Source organism: Maribacter dokdonensis DSW-8, from assembly GCF_001447995.1.
GTDB classification, from domain to species: Bacteria; Bacteroidota; Bacteroidia; order Flavobacteriales; family Flavobacteriaceae; genus Maribacter; species Maribacter dokdonensis.
In genome coordinates this window covers 525,598-543,982 of record NZ_LDPE01000002.1, presented here as the reverse complement: position 1 = coordinate 543,982, position 18,385 = coordinate 525,598, and the positions used below count along the sequence as shown (strand labels likewise).

General features: G+C 36.9%; 18 protein-coding genes. 11 read left to right on the top strand and 7 right to left on the bottom strand.

The window, feature by feature from the left end; all coding sequences use genetic code 11:
• Positions 1–10: 10 nt before the first annotated feature.
• Both I600_RS11920 and I600_RS11915 read left to right on the top strand, forming a co-directional pair.
• A complete protein-coding gene (locus I600_RS11920; protein WP_058104753.1) occupies positions 11–1,414 on the top strand; it encodes a TolC family protein in 1,404 nt (467 codons plus the stop codon).
• Between the two features lie 17 nt (positions 1,415–1,431).
• The gene (locus tag I600_RS11915) at positions 1,432–2,004 is read left to right on the top strand and encodes a TetR/AcrR family transcriptional regulator (RefSeq protein WP_058104752.1); all 573 of its coding nucleotides are present in this window, start codon (positions 1,432–1,434) and stop codon (positions 2,002–2,004) included.
• A gap of 8 nt (positions 2,005–2,012) precedes the next feature.
• Here I600_RS11915 and I600_RS11910 read toward each other — a convergent pair whose 3' ends face one another.
• Complete coding sequence (locus tag I600_RS11910) at positions 2,013–2,510, bottom strand: YciI family protein (protein WP_058104751.1); 498 nt, start codon at positions 2,508–2,510, stop codon at positions 2,013–2,015.
• Positions 2,504–2,971 (bottom strand): CYTH domain-containing protein, encoded by a 468-nt coding sequence (locus I600_RS11905; protein ID WP_058104750.1) that lies wholly within the window; start codon positions 2,969–2,971, stop codon positions 2,504–2,506. The genes I600_RS11910 and I600_RS11905 overlap by 7 nt, the downstream gene beginning before the upstream one ends.
• Positions 2,972–3,023: 52 nt before the next feature.
• Between I600_RS11905 and dinB the strand changes: the two genes are divergently transcribed.
• The 6 genes from dinB to I600_RS11875 all read left to right on the top strand — a co-directional run bounded on the left by dinB (position 3,024) and on the right by I600_RS11875 (position 11,382).
• A complete protein-coding gene (gene dinB / locus I600_RS11900) occupies positions 3,024–4,127 on the top strand; it encodes a DNA polymerase IV (RefSeq protein WP_058104749.1) in 1,104 nt (367 codons plus the stop codon).
• Positions 4,128–4,235: 108 nt separating this feature from the next.
• Positions 4,236–4,655 (top strand): hypothetical protein, encoded by a 420-nt coding sequence (locus I600_RS11895; RefSeq protein WP_058104748.1) that lies wholly within the window; start codon positions 4,236–4,238, stop codon positions 4,653–4,655.
• A 153-nt stretch (positions 4,656–4,808) separates the two neighbouring features.
• Positions 4,809–5,894 (top strand): efflux RND transporter periplasmic adaptor subunit, encoded by a 1,086-nt coding sequence (locus I600_RS11890; protein ID WP_058104747.1) that lies wholly within the window; start codon positions 4,809–4,811, stop codon positions 5,892–5,894.
• A 16-nt stretch (positions 5,895–5,910) separates the two neighbouring features.
• Positions 5,911–9,153 (top strand): efflux RND transporter permease subunit, encoded by a 3,243-nt coding sequence (locus I600_RS11885; RefSeq protein WP_058104746.1) that lies wholly within the window; start codon positions 5,911–5,913, stop codon positions 9,151–9,153.
• Positions 9,146–10,594 (top strand): TolC family protein, encoded by a 1,449-nt coding sequence (locus I600_RS11880; protein ID WP_058104745.1) that lies wholly within the window; start codon positions 9,146–9,148, stop codon positions 10,592–10,594. Before I600_RS11885 ends, I600_RS11880 begins: the two co-directional genes overlap by 8 nt.
• Before the next feature lie 263 nt (positions 10,595–10,857).
• A complete protein-coding gene (locus I600_RS11875; protein WP_082642959.1) occupies positions 10,858–11,382 on the top strand; it encodes a PAS domain-containing protein in 525 nt (174 codons plus the stop codon).
• A gap of 69 nt (positions 11,383–11,451) precedes the next feature.
• Here I600_RS11875 and pyk read toward each other — a convergent pair whose 3' ends face one another.
• The 5 genes from pyk to I600_RS11850 form a co-directional block, all read right to left on the bottom strand.
• Positions 11,452–12,894, bottom strand: coding sequence for a pyruvate kinase (pyk, locus tag I600_RS11870; protein WP_058104743.1), 1,443 nt, complete (start codon positions 12,892–12,894; stop codon positions 11,452–11,454).
• Between the two features lie 2 nt (positions 12,895–12,896).
• Positions 12,897–13,361, bottom strand: a complete 465-nt coding sequence (locus I600_RS11865) for an IPExxxVDY family protein (protein WP_058104742.1) — start codon at positions 13,359–13,361, stop codon at positions 12,897–12,899.
• Positions 13,362–13,476: 115 nt separating this feature from the next.
• Positions 13,477–14,211: a ribonuclease III gene (gene rnc / locus I600_RS11860; protein ID WP_058104741.1), complete on the bottom strand. Its 735-nt coding sequence runs from the start codon at positions 14,209–14,211 to the stop codon at positions 13,477–13,479.
• Between the two features lie 8 nt (positions 14,212–14,219).
• The gene (gene fabF / locus I600_RS11855) at positions 14,220–15,470 is read right to left on the bottom strand and encodes a beta-ketoacyl-ACP synthase II (RefSeq protein ID WP_058104740.1); all 1,251 of its coding nucleotides are present in this window, start codon (positions 15,468–15,470) and stop codon (positions 14,220–14,222) included.
• A 107-nt stretch (positions 15,471–15,577) separates the two neighbouring features.
• On the bottom strand, positions 15,578–15,811 hold the full coding sequence (locus tag I600_RS11850; protein WP_008269813.1) for an acyl carrier protein: 234 nt from the start codon (positions 15,809–15,811) through the stop codon (positions 15,578–15,580).
• A 290-nt stretch (positions 15,812–16,101) separates the two neighbouring features.
• Between I600_RS11850 and purN the strand changes: the two genes are divergently transcribed.
• The 3 genes from purN (at position 16,102) to I600_RS11835 (ending at position 18,353) form a co-directional block, all read left to right on the top strand.
• Complete coding sequence (purN, locus tag I600_RS11845; protein ID WP_058104739.1) at positions 16,102–16,677, top strand: phosphoribosylglycinamide formyltransferase; 576 nt, start codon at positions 16,102–16,104, stop codon at positions 16,675–16,677.
• The gene (locus tag I600_RS11840; protein WP_058104738.1) at positions 16,677–17,312 is read left to right on the top strand and encodes a ribonuclease H1 domain-containing protein; all 636 of its coding nucleotides are present in this window, start codon (positions 16,677–16,679) and stop codon (positions 17,310–17,312) included. The genes purN and I600_RS11840 overlap by 1 nt, the downstream gene beginning before the upstream one ends.
• A 114-nt stretch (positions 17,313–17,426) precedes the next feature.
• On the top strand, positions 17,427–18,353 hold the full coding sequence (locus tag I600_RS11835) for a PfkB family carbohydrate kinase (RefSeq protein WP_058104737.1): 927 nt from the start codon (positions 17,427–17,429) through the stop codon (positions 18,351–18,353).
• The last annotated feature ends 32 nt before the right edge of the window (positions 18,354–18,385 follow it).

Genomic DNA, 18,385 nt, shown 5'->3' with positions numbered 1-18,385 from the left:
TATAGAAATCATGAATAAAATAATAGCAAATAAACTTATACTGGTAGCCATACTGCCACTGTTATTACAGTCTTGCTTTACGGCAAAAACGTATGAACGCCCTAGTGTAGAAACAGAGAATCTGTACAGAACAGATAATCTGCCACAAGACAGTATTTCTTTTGCCTCAGTGTCTTACAAGGATCTTTTTACAGATACTTACCTAAGAACTTATATTGAAAGAGGTTTACAGAACAATTTAGATATAAGAATTGCACTGCAGAACATTGCGGCCGCAGAGGCTTACGTAAAACAAGGCAAGGCTGGTTATTTACCTACCTTGAACGGTGCCGCAAGTGCTACAAGAACAGCTAGAACTAGTGAGAACGGACAATTCGGTAGCTTTTTTACGCAACCTTTTAACCAATTTGAAACCTCTGGAACATTGTCTTGGGAGGCAGATATTTGGGGAAAGATCAGAAGTACAAAAAGGGCCAGTGATGCAAGTTACTTACAGACTGTTGCCGCTCATAGGGTGGTAAAGACAAGTCTGGTATCACAAATAGCAACTACCTACTATCAATTATTGGCTTTGGACAAACAAATTTCAGTTACCGAAGAAACTATTGAAACCCGCTCTAAAAGTTTAGAGACCATTACAGCTTTAAAAGAAGCCGGGCAAGAAAACCAGGTAGGCGTAGACCAAACAGCAGCGCAATTGTATAGTGCACAAAGTCAATTATTGGATCTTAAAAATGCTCTTTACAAAACAGAAAACACTTTAAGTATTCTTTTAAGTGAGGCACCACAAGATTATGACCGTGGAACTTTAGATGATCAAAAATTATCTGCCAACATGCAACTTGGTGTACCTGCACTTTTATTACGTAACAGACCAGACATTATGCAGGCGGAATACGGATTGGTAAATAGTTTTGAATTGACCAATGTTGCCAGAAGTAACTTTTATCCATCCATTACCCTATCCGCACAAGGTGGATTTCAAAGTTTAGAATTGGATAATTGGATAGATTCCAGCTCTATTTTCGCAAATTTAGTAGGCGGTCTAACCCAACCTATTTTCAATGGCAGAAAAGTAAGAACTGCCTATGAAGTAGCAAAAGCACAACAAGAGCAATCGCTATTAAGCTTTAAACAATCGCTTTTGGTTGCCGGAAAAGAAGTGTCCGAAGCCTTATATGACTACAATATATCTGTTGAAAAAGAGGCTTTTGTAAGCAAGCAAGTTGTTGCCTTGAAAAGAGCTGAAGATAATTCTGAAGAGTTATTGAACAGTGGCTACCTTACGTATTTGGACCTATTAACGGCAAGAGAAAACTCTTTGAACGCAGAACTAAGTTTAGTGGACAACAAACTTGATCAATTATCTGCTACAGTAGAATTGTATCGTTCCCTTGGCGGCGGATGGCAATAAATCTTTGCTCATAAAAAATGCAGAAAAAAACTGAATATATAGAACAGGCATTACTGCTTTTCTCTAAATATGGATGCAAAAGGGTCGGAATGGATGATGTGGCTGAGACCCTTGGCATCTCTAAAAAAACATTATATGAAGTTTTTGAAAATAAGAATAATCTAGTTCAGGAAAGTGTTTCTCTTTTGCTTAATCGTACCCATGATAAAATAAGCAGGTTTATTCAAATTTCTGACCAAGAGCCAAATCCGTTTAATAATATCATTCATATTTATAATGTAGGACTTAAGGAACTTAGAAACCTGAGTCCTACATTTTTTTATAGTTTAAAAAAATATTATCCCCAGTCCTATATTCTTTACGAAAATTTTACCCAAGCCGTTGTTTGGACCTATGTATTAGATTTGCTTGAAGTGGCAAAGAACAAAGGCCTTTTAAAAGATAATATCAATCTTAAGCTCATATGCGAGTTATTTCTCATTCGAATAAATGAGGTTATATTGCCAAATAGAGACTTTTTTGATAGCTACAGTACAGAGGAACTACTGGAACACTTAATTATGGTACCCTTACATGGTATCAAAAAATAAAATGTGAATTACCGAAGTCCAAAACCTTTGGCCGCCCACCACGGGTGAATTTCTATTTTTAATCTACCCGCTTTTACCATGGGATCTGCGTTGGCCAAACTATCGGCAATTTCCATACTTGGTGTATTGTAAATGGTTATTCCCCTTATATCGCCATCATCACCAAATGGTCCAGAAATATCCGCATATCCCAATTCATACATTTTACCCAAGTGTGCCATATGTAGCATTTGCAAACTATCCGCTACAGCTTTTGGCTGATTACGGTTTGGACCACTTTTTAAAAAAGCAATATAATACTCCTGCATAAGTACCGTGTCTTTGGTTTTCTCATCTACATAATCAAAAATCTGAAAACCCTTCTCAGTTAGTTCTGTTTTCAACTGTGTCGCCGATTTCTTTTCTTCATTGGGCACGTTAGGGCTTAATTCTACTTTCTTTTGATTACATGCCAAAATGAGCATCAATACCAGTATGCCAAAAAAAAGATTCTTACTTCCTACCATAGATTAAAAGGTGTTTTACTTAATTGGGAGTTATAATATTTTACCTCACCGGTGACCTCTACCCCCAACCAAGCTGGTTTTTCAAATAATTCATTCTCATCGTTCAATTCAATTTCAGCTACTGTCAACCCTTCATTTTCATCACGGAATTCATCTACCTCATAAACATGGTTCCCTACCGGCACTTCATATCTATATTTATCTAGAATTCCTTTTTCACACAACTTCAACAGACGCTCAGCATCTACTATAGAAATTTCCTTTTCCCATTCAAACCTAGATGTACCTGAAGCATTGGATTTCCCCTTTACGGTAATAAATCCGGTATCGCCCTTTATTCTAATTCTAACCGTTCTGTTGGGATCTGTATTTAAAAAGCCTTGTACTATTCTAGTTTTAGACCTTGCTTCAGATTTATAATCTTCTGATCCTACCAAAAATTTACGCTCTATTTCTAACATATGAATGGATAAAACTACTATTCATAAACTAAGATAAGTCTTAAATTTGCTTATGCCCAATGAAATGCCTCTTCGAAAAATTATTCATGTTGATATGGATGCCTTTTATGCGTCCGTAGAAGAGTTGGACAACCCAGATTTAAAGGGCAAGCCCTTGGCCGTTGGTGGTAGTGAGAAAAGAGGCGTGGTATCGGCAGCTAATTATGAAGCCCGTAAATTTGGTGTGCGTAGTGCTATGAGCGGATTTCAAGCTAGAAAAAACTGTCCTCACCTTATTTTTGTAAAACCCCGGTTTGATCGTTATAAGGAAATCTCAAAACAAATACGGGCCATTTTCTTTGAATACACAGATTTGGTAGAACCATTGTCACTTGATGAAGCATACCTAGATGTAACCATAAATAAAAAAGGAAACCCTTCTGCCACCATGCTTGCCACAGAAATCCGGCAACGTATTCTAGAAAAGACAGGCTTAAATGCATCCGCAGGAATTTCGATCAATAAATTTATAGCCAAAGTAGCAAGTGATATCAATAAACCTAACGGACAAAAAACGGTTAATCCAGAAGAGGTAATTCCGTTTTTAGAAAATTTAGATATACGCAAGTTTTATGGCGTTGGTAAGGTTACTGCAGAAAAAATGTATAAGCTGGGCATTTTTACGGGCAAGGACTTAAAATCAAAATCCATTGAATTTCTTGCCGAAAATTTTGGCAAAAGCGGTCCATACTATTATCATGTAGTACGTGGCATTCATAATAGTGAAGTTAAACCGCACCGCATACCAAAATCTGTTGGAGCGGAACGTACATTCAACGAAAACCTCAGCAGTGAAATTTTTATGCTGGAAAGGTTAGAGCATATTGCTCAAGAACTAGAAAGAAGACTAACGAAATCTAAGGTAGCAGGAAAAACTATTACGCTAAAAATAAAATATAGCGATTTCACTTTAAACACAAGAAGTAAAACTATGCCCTATTTTATTGCGGACAAAGACCTCATTTTAGAAACGGCTAAAGATCTTCTCTATCAAGAGGAGTTACAAAACTCTGTTCGACTATTAGGCATCTCCTTATCCAATTTAAATACAGAAGATAAGAAAACTAAAAAAGTTGACGATAAATCGATTTTAGTGCAATTAAAGTTTGATTTTTAATTATTCACCCCATTTTTTCGCCTTTTGACCAATAATTGAAAATGTTAACAAAAATTAACGGCTTTTAGTTGTACAGCAACTATAGCTAGAATAATTTTGGCTCCTTAAATGAAAAAGAGTTTTTTAAAATTTCTTCTTTCCATCTGTATACTACTAACTGGTATATACAGCCCTCTATACGGTAACTACAATATAGAGCATACCTCTTTTCAAAACATTCAGCAATTTCAACATGCTATAGGCAATACTCAAGAAACGGTTGCTTTACACAAAACTGTTCTTAAAAACTCATTTGGCAACCTAGATAAGGTAATGGCAATTGAGGCCATTGAAATTGAAGAAGAAGAAAGTAAACAATCTCATTTTCAAAAAGATGTAGCGCAGCAACAAGCTTCTGCTTCATTTTATTTATTAGCTGTTTTATTCTTATTCAGCTATTTTACAAATAGCAGCACACTACAAAAGCTATTTACTTTTCTACCCATAGCAAATAGGCGCTTTGTCCTATATCAGGTATTTCGTATTTAAAATTTCTTCAGGTCAAGTCTCTATTTGACCCAAAACACGTCTACATTTTTTTAGCAGCAGCCAATTTTAAGATGTAATCATCTTCTGCTTTATGAATTGTGCGTGTCTCCACATATTCACATTTTATTTTCCAATCAATTAAATATTATACTTATGACCAAGAGCGTACTCCTGATCGCTACCGCATGCACTTTGTTCATTGTGGCAAGCTGTAATTCTAAAAAAGAAAAAAAAGAAGAGCACACCAAATTCTTAATTACCAATCCAATTAAAAAAGACACTTCTATTACCAAAGATTATGTATGTCAAATACATTCATTTAAACACATTGAACTTAGGGCCCTTGAAAAAGGATATTTGAACGAAATTCATGTAGACGAAGGACAGATAGTGAAAAAAGGGCAAAAAATGTTCAATATAATGCCCAACATTTATGAAGCAGATTTACAAAAAGCAAAGGCAGAGGCTAAAGTTGCCGAAATAGAACTACAAAATACCCAACTTTTAGCTGATGGAAATGTGGTTTCTGAAAACGAATTATCCATGGCAAAAGCCAATTTTGATAAGGCCAACGCAGAAGTTTCTCTCGCACAGACCCATTTAGGCTTTACCAATATTCGGGCTCCTTTTGATGGTATCATGGACCATTTACATGTTAGGGAAGGTAGCCTTTTAGACGAGGGAGAACTACTTACCACCTTATCCGATAATTCTAAAATGTGGGTCTATTTCAATGTACCCGAGGCGGAGTATCTAGACTATATCATGAGTACGGACAAAGACTCTAAAAAAGAGGTTCAACTATTAATGGCCAACAATAAAAGGTTCAACCAAAAGGGAATTGTTGAAACTATTGAAGGAGAATTCAATAATGAAACCGGTAACATTGCCTTTAGGGCCACTTTCCCTAACCCAGATCAGATTTTAAGACACGGTGAAACCGGTAGCGTACTCATGACCATTCCTTTCAATGAAGCTTTGATCATACCACAAAAAGCAACTTTTGAGATATTGGACAAACGCTACGTTTTTGTTCTTGATAATGATAATGTTGTTCACCAAACCGAAATTTCGGTTGCCGCTGAATTGCCTCACCTTTTTGTAGTCAACAAAGGTCTTCAACTAAAAGACAGAATTTTGGTAGACGGTATCAGAATGGTTAAAAACAATGAAAAGATTGAAACCCTATTTGCCGAACCTACCAAGGTAATGTCAAAATTGGCCGTTTACGCCGAATAACCAAAAAACAAAGAACATGTTCAGTAAGTTTATAAAAAGACCGGTATTGGCTATCGTCATATCGGTAATCATAGTATTCGTAGGGTTGCTCTCCATAAAGCAATTACCTATTTCACAGTTTCCGGATATTGCGCCCACAACGGTCAATATCTTTATAGCCTACCCGGGCTCTAGTGCAGACGTATTGGTAAAATCAACGCTTATTCCATTAGAAACCGCAATTAATGGTGTACAAGATATGCGCTATATTGCTTCTGATGCTACAAGTGCCGGTGAAGGCACCATCCGTATCATCTTTGAGCCTGGCACAGACCCTGACCAAGCAGTTGTGAGGGTCAAAACAAGGGTGGATCAAGTAATGCCGTTATTACCAGAACTGGTACAACGTGAAGGTGTTATCATTACTCCTGTACAGCCAAGTATGCTTATGTACGTAAACTTGTATAGTGACAATGCAGATGATCACGAGCTGTTTCTATACAACTATGCATACACCAAAATGATTCCTGAAATTCAAAGAATAGATGGTATTGCAAGTGCACAGATCTTAGGTAGCCGTAAGTTTGCCATGCGCGTATGGTTAAAGCCTGATCGTATGCGTGCCTATAATATTTCTGCCGAAGAAATTCTTGAGGCTATGGAAGAGCAAAGTATTTTGGCACGCCCCGGTAGAATTGGGCAAAGTTCCGGCAAAACCTCACAGTCCCTGGAATATGTTCTCATGTACCAAGATAGGTATGATGAACCTCAACAATACAAAGACATTATTCTTAAGGCAAATGCCGAAGGCGAAATTTTAACGCTTGGTGATGTAGCAGACGTGGAGCTTGGTAGCGAATTTTTTGATATCTACTCTAATCTAGATGGAAAACCATCAGCATCTATAGTATTGAAACAAACTTTTGGTAGTAATGCCAGTGATGTTATAGATGAAGTAAAATCCAAGTTGAACGAACTTAAAAAAGACCTTCCCACTGGTCTGGATTACAAAATTAGTTATGACGTTTCCAACTTTTTAAATGCATCTATAGAACAAGTAATACACACACTAAGAGATGCCTTTATTCTGGTTGCCATAGTTGTATTTCTCTTTTTGGGCGATTGGCGCTCTACCTTAATTCCCATTATTGCCGTACCCGTTTCCTTGATCGGGGCATTTTTTATTATGCAGTTATTTGGACTCTCCATTAACCTAATTACCCTTTTTGCATTGGTACTGGCCATTGGTATTGTGGTTGATGATGCTATAGTAGTGGTTGAAGCCGTACATGCCAAAATGGAAGAAACCCATGTGGGACCTTATGAAGCCGTAAAATTAGTAGTCAACGAAATAGGGGGTGCCATAATAGCCATTACTTTGGTAATGGTTTCGGTGTTCATTCCTATTGCTTTTATGACGGGACCTGTTGGGGTTTTCTACCGTCAGTTTTCTATAACCATGGCAGGCTCAATAATTCTATCGGCTATTGTAGCCCTAACCTTAACACCTGTGCTCTGTGCCATGATTCTTAAAAACAACCATGGTAAACAACGTAAAAAAACAATTGTAGATAAATTCATTGATTGGTTTAATAGAGGTTTTGAAAAACTTACGGGTAGGTATGGTAACATCCTTAATAAAATTGTTGCAAGAAGAGTATTGACCTTTGGTATTCTGGGTGCTTTTTGTGTCGCCATATTTTTCACCAACAAAAGTTTACCTGCTGGTTTTATTCCAAATGAGGATCAAGGTATGATTTATGCCATTATACAAACACCACCAGGTTCTACCTTAGAACGTACCAATGATGTAGCCCATAAATTACAGCAAATCTGTGAAGAGACCGAAGGTGTGGAGTCCGCCTCTTCATTGGCTGGTTATGAAATTATGACCGAAGGGCGTGGATCAAATGCCGGTACGGTGTTGATCAACCTTAAACCCTGGAGCCAACGTCATCATTCCGTTCATGAAATCATGGAAGAGCTAGAGGAAGAAACCAAAGATTTAGGTGCGGTAATTGAATACTTTGAACCACCTGCGGTACCCGGTTTTGGATCCTCTGGCGGATTCTCCATGCGTCTTTTAGATAAAACGGACGGAACCGATTATCACGAATTTGAAAAAATCAACAATGATTTTATGGAAGCGTTGTCTAAACGGGATGAGCTTACCGGACTGTTTACTTTTTACTCTGCCAATTACCCTCAATATGAATTAAAAATCAACAATAAGATTGCCATGCAAAAAGGGGTTTCCATTGATAAAGCCATGGAAAACCTGAATATATTAATTGGTAGTACCTATGAACAAGGTTTTATTCGCTTTGGTAGATTTTTTAAGGTGTACACCCAAGCTGCTCCTGAATACAGGGCATTGCCTTCTGATCTAGAAAAACTGTTCGTAAAGAACGAAGAGGGAGAAATGGTTCCATATTCCGCCTTTATGTCCATGGAAAAGAGACTGGGACCAAATGAGATCACCAGATATAATTTATACAATTCTGCTTCGATAAGAGGGCTTCCTGCTAGTGGTTATACCAGTGGTGATGCTATACAAGCTATTAACGAAGTTGCAGAGCAAACTTTACCTAGAGGCTTTGATGTGGCTTGGGAAGGTCTTTCATATGATGAGGCGCAAAGAGGAAATGAATCGCTCTACATTTTTATGGTGGTATTGATCTTCGTATACTTTGTTCTAGCGGCCCAGTATGAAAGTTTCCTACTTCCGTTCGCCATCATACTATCACTACCGGTAGGTGTTCTTGGGTCTTTCTTTATGCTAAAGGCAATGGGACTAGCAAATGATGTTTATGCACAAATCGGACTCATTATGCTTGTTGGCCTACTGGGTAAAAATGCCGTGCTTATCGTTGAATTCGCAGTTCAAAAAAGAAGACAGGGGAGCACTATTCTAGAAGCCGCCATTGAAGGTGCAAAGGTGCGTTTTAGACCTATTCTAATGACTTCCTTTGCTTTTATAGCTGGACTAATTCCTTTGGTTATTGCACATGGCGCAGGGGCAATAGGCAATAGAACCATTGGTGGGTCGGCAATGGGCGGTATGCTTATGGGTACATTAATAGGTGTACTTATTATCCCTGGCCTGTATTACATTTTCGCAAAAATGGCAGATGGTCGTGGACTTATTAAAGGGGAGTCGGACGAACCCGTATCGGAAGAGTTTATGAGACTAAGCGAAGGTGAAAGTAAAACACGCCAAAAGCTTCGCGAATTAAAGCAAATGATTAAAAAACTAACCAAAAAAGAAGATAATGATTAAGATAAACAATACCATGAAGCATGGTAAGATCCTATTGCTATTTTTAATACTAATGGGTCTCTTCTATTCTTGTGTGCCCACAAAGCAATTAAAATCGGCAAATACGGACTTACCTTCAAGTTTTAATGGTTTGCCCGTAGATACTTTAAATAGTGCTCAATTAAAATGGAGCCATTTCTTTGAAGATGAGCATCTTATTGCATTGATAGATACTGCCTTGGCAAATAACCAAGAGTTGCGCATTATGATGCAACAAATTGATGTTGCCCAGAACGAAGTGAAGGCAAGAAAAGGAGAATATTTGCCTTTTATAAATTATGGTGCCGGAGCTGAAGTAGAAAAAGTTGGCGAATATACCCGTAACGGTGCTGTTGAAAAAAACTTGGATATCAGGGAAGGCGAAGAATTTCCTGAGCCTTTAACAGATTACTCCGCCGGTCTATTTGCTACCTGGGAATTGGATGTTTGGAAAAAACTACGCAATTCCAAAAAGGCCGCCACCTTAGAATACCTATCTACTATTGAAGGTAAAAACTTTATGATTACCAGGTTAATTGCGGAAATAGCCCAATCATATTACGAATTGATCGCATTGGATAATCAATTGGCAATCATTGAGCAAAATCTAGAATTACAAGGTAATGCCTTAACTATGGTCCGGCTACAAAAGCAAGCAGCTAGAGCTACCGAATTAGCGGTAAAAAGATTTGAGGCAGAAGTAGCTAAAAACAAAAGCCACAAATTTGAAGTTCTCCAAGAAATTGTTGAAATGGAAAATAAGCTGAATTTTTTGATAGGTAGACAACCACAGCATATTGCCCGTAATTCAGATAATTTTATAGCAACAGCAATAAATACTATTGATGCCGGTATACCATCACAGTTGCTTTTAAATAGACCGGATATTAGGCAAGCGGAATTTGAACTGGAAGCGGCAAAATTGAATATAAAGGTTGCCAGGGCAAATTTTTATCCTTCAATAGGATTGAAGGCTGGCGTTGGGCTACAGGCATTTAAACCAAAATACCTGACACATACCCCAGAATCTTTGATTTATAGCGCCGTTGGAGATATTGTAGGTCCTTTGATCAATAGAAATGCCATTAAAGCAGATTACAATACTGCAAATTCCAAACAAATACAGGCAGTCTATGAATATGAAAAAGCTGTTTTAGGCGGTTATATTGAAGTTGTAAATATGCTTTCTAAAATTGAAAATCTTGAGCAGAGTTATATGCTGAAAGAGGACCAAGTAGAAGCTTTGACCGCTTCGATCGATTTGTCTACACGGCTGTTTCAATCTGCAAGGATAGAATATATTGAAGTATTGTTGACACAACGTGAAGCATTGGAATCTAAAATGGAATTGATCGAAACCAAAAAAGATCAGTTACTTGCAAAAATAAATGTATACCAAGCTCTTGGTGGCGGGTGGAACTAGCAATACTCTTGTTGAAAACTTAGCAGATAAATCCCCAAAAGTGATAACACACTATTGGGGATTTCTATAAAACCACCAATTTTCAACAAATTTTGGCCATGGGTTGTTCAACCTTTTAAAGATCTATTGCCCAATTATCAAGGATTACTTAAACATTTATAGTAAACCATTATTAAAGTTATTCCCGTAGCAAGTATTTTTCATAGCTTTAACTTCCAAAAACCATGAAAAAATATAGATATTTTTAATCTAAACTATACAAGATGATGGAATTAAGAGATTATGATAATGCACATATCAAGTTTAGAAATAGCTTAAAATTCACCATGTTACCTATTCTTTCATGGGATTTTTATGCTTCTAATTATGAGGAGATCAAAAACCTTGATGAAGATTATAACTCATTGTTATCTTTAGTTTCTACTAATTCTTGGAATATTGATACAAGCATTTTAGATAGAAAATTAAGAACAGAGAAAAACATTGTTGTTGTAACAGATACTCACCTAAACATTGTTTTTGCCACAAAGAACATGTGGAACATGAGCCAATATAGACCTGATGAAATAGTAGGTAAGAACCCTAAAATGTTTCAAGGCGACTTAACTTCTAATTCTACATTAAAAATAGTTTCAAGAGCAGTAAAAGAAAAAAGTCCTTTTGAAGTTACTGTTGTCAATTATAGAAAAGACGGTACTACCTACAATTGTAAAATACAAGGAGAACCCGTTTTTGACCATAATGGCAAGGTGGTTAATTTTATAGCCTTTGAAAAAGAAGTTGCTTAACACTTAAACAAAAAGCATAAAAAAAGGACCGCTAGTTAGCGGTCCTTTTATTTTATGAAAATGGATTCATTAGATATCCTTGGATTCAATTTCAGTAACCCTTAAGGTATTTACCATTCCTTTTTCTTTAATAGGCATGGCCGCAAGACTAATTACCATATCTCCAACCTGTAAATGTCCTTTATTAAAAGCAATGTGGTTAACATCTTCTATGGTATCATCCGTTGATACGAATTTATCATAATAGAATGCTTTAACACCCCACAATAGATTCAGTTGCGTTAAAATTCGCTTATTGGATGTAAATACTAAAATGTAAGCACTAGGTCTCCATGCAGAAATCTGAAAAGCGGTATATCCACTATTGGTCAATGTAGAAATTGCTTTAGCCTTGATATCATTGGCCATTAAGGCTGCATGATAGCATATAGATTTTGTGATAAATCTTTTAGTACGAATGTGTGGCGGATTTTGTGGTACCTGAATTAAATCTGAACCTTCAACGCTCTCTAAAATGCTAGACATCTTTTCAATTACCTGTACCGGGTAATTACCCACCGATGTTTCTCCAGATAACATTACCGCATCCGCACCATCCATTACCGAGTTGGCAACGTCATTTACCTCTGCTCTTGTTGGTGTAAGACTTGTAATCATAGTTTCCATCATTTGAGTGGCTATAATTACAGGTATTCTGGCCTTTTTAGCACGCAACACCAATTGCTTTTGAATTAATGGAACCTCTTGTGCAGGAACTTCAACACCTAAATCTCCACGAGCAACCATTAAACCGTCACAGTATGCAACGATCTTATCTATATTCTCAACAGCTTCCGGCTTTTCTATTTTTGCAATAATCGGAATTTTATGATCAGAATGTTTGTTGATGATATTCTGTAGATCAATAAGGTCTTGACTGAATCTCACAAAAGAAAGTGCGATCCAATCTACTTCCAATGAAATTGCAAATTCCGCATCCTTAATATCTTTTTTGGTAAGTGCAGGTAAAGAAATATTGGTATTGGGCAAGTTTACCCCTTTCTTGGATTTTAAAGGTCCGCCTTGAATTACTTTGGCCAAAACTTCGTCTTCACCATTGGTCTTTACAACCTCGAACATTAATTTACCGTCATCCAATAAAATACGCTCCCCAGCTTTAACATCTCTAGGAAACTCCTTGTAATTCATGTAAACACGTTCTGCACTACCTTCAAAAGGCTCACCTGTTACAAATGTTATCTCATCACCAGGGCTCACTACAACGTCACCTGCCATTACGCCTACACGCAATTTAGGGCCTTGTAAATCCGCTAAAATAGAAGTGTTGGTTTCCATTTCGGCATTTAACTCACGTATCATATTTACACGCTCCTTAACATCTTCATAATCAGCATGTGAAAAGTTTATCCTGAATACATCTACTCCAGCATCAATCATGCTCCTGAGCACCTCTTTCTTGCTAGTTGCAGGACCCAGGGTCGCTACAATTTTCGTCTTTTTTACAGTTGGCATATTTAAAAAATTAGATTGTTCTTTGATTTTAGTTTCTCTGTACTTATTTCATACGCTGCCATAATTCTTGGCAACGATTGTATGTTCTTAATAATAGAATTTATATCTAAATCCTTATCCGTTTCAATCTTTAGAAGATAATCAACATCTTTATACTCAGGAAGTAACCTTGGCGTCTTAAATGTTGTTTCGTTCTTAAATAAATCGTCATGTACAATGCTTTCTTTTTCACTGCTATGGTTGGCAATCAACACCCAGTACATATCATTATACTCGTCATCCCATTCAAAGATTGGAAACGATTTATTTTCAGCAAGATTAAAATTCTTTTTTGCCCTTACAAATTTTGCCTTCATACTTTGGTTTAAACCGTAGGCCAAAGCAAAATCTTCTAAGGTAGTGTGTAAAGCTATAAGGCTAAAGGATTCATCGTAAAAATCATCATTTATTTTAATAGTTGCAGCCATAACTCAACAAAAGGGTAAATATAGAACTTCTAAGCTATAATGCCTAGTTTCATAAATTGATAAAAACACTCTAAAAGTTATTAAAATGTTAGCATTTTACCTTTTGGTAAAATGATCAGCTATCCATTTTATCCTGCAGTGCAAAAAAGGCCCTTTTAGCTGCTCTTTCTTCCGCTTTTTTCTTTGAGGTGGCTCTTGCTTTTGCAACTACATCTCCCCCAATGGAGAGTTTAACGGCAAAATGTTTTAAAGGATCATTTCCGGTATCTTCATAAACATCAAAATCAAAAGACTTCTTTTGTTTCTGACACCATTCGATCACCAAACTCTTATAACTAATGACCCGGCCTTCTAACTGTTCTATATCTACGTAAGGTTCTACCACCCTTTTTTGAATGAACTTTTCACAGTATTTATAACCGCGATCTAAATAAATGGCACCTACCAATGCTTCAAAAACATTGCCGTGTATGTTCTGTCCAAAATGGGATTTAGGTATTCTACTCTGTACAAAATCTATTAATCCCAAGTCTTTACCCAACTCATTTAAATGCTCTCTACTTACTATTTTAGATCGCATTTTAGTAAGGTAGCCTTCATCCCCTGCAGGTACCTCGCTGTATAAATGTTTAGATATTATGGTACCTAGCATTGAATCTCCCAAAAACTCTAGGCGCTCATAATTCATTGCATTACCCTTATCATCCTTTTTGTTCATTGACCTATGAAGAAAGGCCTTTTTATAAATAGATAAGGTTTTAGGTTTGAAACCTAAAATTTTGGTAATTCCCCAAAAAAAATCCCCATCCTCTTTAGGATGGGAATTAAATAAGTTCGTGGGAAAAGGCATATAAAAAATTAATCAATTTTCTTAAAAACTACACATGCATTATGCCCACCAAAACCAAATGTATTGCTCATTGCAACTTTAACATCTCGTTTTTGTGCCTTGTTCAACGTTAAGTTTAAACTAGGATCTATATTCTCATCTACCGTAGTATGGTTTATGGTAGGTGGTACCATACCATGCTCCATGGCCAATATTGAAGCAATTGCTTCAATAGCGCCCGCAGCACCTAACAAATGACCGGTCATTGACTTGGTAGAATTAATGTTTATGTCTTTAGCATGCTCCCCAAATACTTGAGTAATCGCTTTTAACTCTGCCACATCTCCCAAAGGGGTAGATGTACCGTGAGTGTTTATAGCGTCTACATCTTCTATGGACAAGCCTGCATCCCTTAGACAATTTTCCATTACCCTAACTACCCCTATACCATCTGGATGCGGTGCGGTCATATGGTAAGCATCACTTGACATACCTCCACCGGCAACTTCTGCATATATTTTTGCTCCTCTGGCAACGGCATGCTCATACTCTTCAAGAACCAAGGCTCCTGCACCTTCACCTAGAACAAAACCATCCCTGGTTGCATCAAAAGGTCTTGAAGCTGTTTCAGGACTATCGTTTCTTGTTGATAATGCGTGCATTGCACCAAAACCGCCCATACCTGCAATAGTTACTGCCGCTTCACTACCACCTGTTACAATGACATCGCAATGACCCAATCGTATATAGTTCAAGGCATCGATCATTGCATTTGCCGATGATGCACAAGCGGAAACGGTAGTGTAATTAGGTCCCATAAAACCATGCTTAATGGATATGTTCCCCGGGGCAATATCAGCGATCATTTTTGGAATAAAGAACGGATTGAATCTTGGTGTACCATCTCCGTTGGCAAAATTCATTACCTCGTTCTGAAAAGTTTCCAAACCTCCAATACCCGCTCCCCAAATAACGCCTACGCGAAATTTGTCTAATTTCTCTAAATCTAATTTAGAATCACGAATAGCTTCATCTGAAGATACAAGTGCGTACTGCGCAAATCTATCCAGCTTACGGCCTTCTTTTCTATCAAAGTGATCTTCTGTCTTGTAATTCTTAAGCTCACAAGCGAATTTTACTTTGAATTTTTCTGTATCGTAATAAGTAATGGGCGCTGATCCACTTTTACCGTTTACCAAAGCATCCCAATACTCTTCAATATTATTACCAATTGGGGTAAGTGCCCCCAAACCTGTAACTACAACTCGCTTTAACTGCATTTAACTTTGTATTTGTTTAAATCTAAACCAAGCGTAAATTAAAAAAAATTATCCATGCGGAGCATTTACCACATGGATAATTTGAATTCTATTTAAGAAAACATGTTTTACTTAGCTTCTTCTATATAGCTGATGGCTTGACCAACAGTTGCGATATTCTCAGCTTGATCGTCTGGAATTTGAATATCAAATTCTTTTTCGAACTCCATTATCAACTCTACCGTGTCTAATGAATCTGCGCCTAAATCGTTAGTAAAGCTAGCCTCGGTTACCACTTCGTTCTCATCAACTCCTAATTTATCAACGATGATAGCTTTAACTCTTGATGCAATGTCTGACATAATAATATTTGTTTTAAAAATTTAAATTGAAGGCAAAAATAAAAAACTTTGGTTTAATTACACTAATTGTCGTTAAAATGTATGGTAATTTAATAAAATTAAAGACATGTGCTGTAATTTTACCGTATTAATATTTTGTTTCGGTAACGTTGATTAAAGGTATTGAAAAGTAGTGAGGTATTAGAACTATTCTATTTAATCGTTTTTTTTCTAAATTCTGACAAGCTTTAAATTTGCTTTATTTGCCAAACTTAATTTCATTGTTCGTTATCTTATAAAGACCCTTTCTATTGAAAACCAAGAAAATTATACTATTTGCCTCAGGTTCCGGATCTAATGTTGAAAACATTGCCAATTATTTTAAGATTCGCAAAGATGTTACTATATGCTGCGTACTTACTAACAAAAGCGATGCCAAAGTCATTGAGCGTTGTAACAGACTTGGAATCAACGCCTTGTTTTTTAATAGGCAAGCATTTTCAAAGAGTAATTTTATTCTAGATATGCTACAATCACTAGAACCGGACCTAATAGTGTTGGCCGGCTTTCTATGGAAAATACCCGAAGCCATTACCAATGCCTTCCCCAATAAAATTATAAACATACATCCTGCCCTACTACCAAAATACGGCGGTAAAGGTATGTACGGTATGCATGTTCATAATGCCGTAAAAGAGGCTAAAGAGGCGGAAACCGGTATTACCATTCATTTCGTTAATGCACATTATGATGAGGGCGCTATTATACAACAGGTAAAAACTGTAGTGAACCCAAAAGATTCGCCCGAGGATATCGCATCAAAAGTACATCTGTTGGAATATGAATTTTTTCCAAAGGTCATAGACGAATTATTATCTAAGCAGTAATGGGCAAAAAGAAAAAGTTCTATGTTGTTTGGAAAGGTAAAAAGCCGGGTATTTATGAAACATGGAAAGAATGTAAAAAATCCATTGACGGCCATGCCGGTGCCGAATACAAATCATTTGAATCTTTTGAGGTAGCCAAAAAGGCATTTAATGGCACTTACGCAGATTTCAAGGGAAAGAAAAAAACTGCACCTACTTTATCCAAAGCAGAATTAGAAAGAATTGGGCTACCAAATTATCATTCCATTTCTGTTGATGCTGCTTCTAGCGGCAATCCCGGTATTATGGAATACCAAGGGGTTGATACCAAAACTGGTAAAAAATTATTTAAACAAGGTCCTTTTCCTAATGGAACCAATAATATTGGTGAATTTTTAGCCATTGTCCATGGTTTAGCTTTTCTGAAAAAACATAATAGCGCCCGTATCATTTATACAGATTCTAGAACGGCCATGAGCTGGGTGCGTAAAAAAAAGTGCAACACCAAACTTACTCCTAACGCAAAGAACAAAACACTTTTTGAATTTATTGATAGAGCGGTAGATTGGCTGAACAAGAATGAATACAAAACCGTTATCGTCAAATGGGAAACGAAAGCATGGGGAGAAATTCCTGCAGATTTCGGTAGGAAATAAATGGCAATTTATATCAACAATTCGCCTTTGATAACTATTACAATTTGTATTCCATAAACCGTTTTAATTAGCTTATCAAAATCGTATATTTGCAGCTTAAATTTTTTCACATTTATGGGCAAGCTTTTAATAGTAGGTACTGTCGCTTTTGATGCAATAGAAACTCCTTTTGGTAAAACGGATAAAATATTGGGCGGCGCAGCTACCTATATTGGCTTAGCGGCATCTCAATTTGATGTTGATTCTGCTATCATTTCTATTGTAGGTGATGACATGCCTAAAGAATATTTAGACCTTTTAACCGATCGCGGTATTGACATTTCTGCCTTGGAAATTGTTGAAGGCGGTAAAACCTTTTACTGGAAAGGAAAATACCACAACGACCTAAATACCAGAGACACCTTAGTAACGGAGTTAAATACTTTAGAGGACTTTAATCCTGTTGTACCGGAAAGTTATAATGATGCAGATGTGGTTATGCTTGGTAATCTTCACCCAATTGTTCAAATGGGTGTAATCAACCAGATGAAAAAGCGACCAAAGTTAATAGTATTGGATACCATGAATTTTTGGATGGACAATGCTTTAGATGATTTAATGAACGTTATTAAACATATAGATGTAATAACTATTAATGATGAAGAGGCCAGACAATTAACCGGTGAATATTCACTTGTTAAGGCAGCGCAAAAGATTTTTACCATGGGGCCTAAGTATGTAGTGATCAAAAAAGGAGAGCATGGCGCACTTTTGTTCAATGAAGATCAGATCTTTTTTGCACCGGCGCTACCTTTAGAAGAAGTATTTGATCCTACTGGTGCCGGAGATACCTTTGCCGGTGGTTTTTCAGGCTATTTGGCAGCAAGCGGAGATAGCTCTTTTGAGAATATGAAGAAGGCAATTATACACGGTTCTAATCTGGCATCCTTTAGTGTAGAGAAATTTGGAGCGGAAAGAATGTTACAGTTAGACCGAAAAGAAATTAGAGAAAGACTGCATCAGTTTAAGAAATTGACCCAGTTTGACATAGAATTACAATAATCCCCTAGCCCCAAAATATTTTGGGGTTTTTT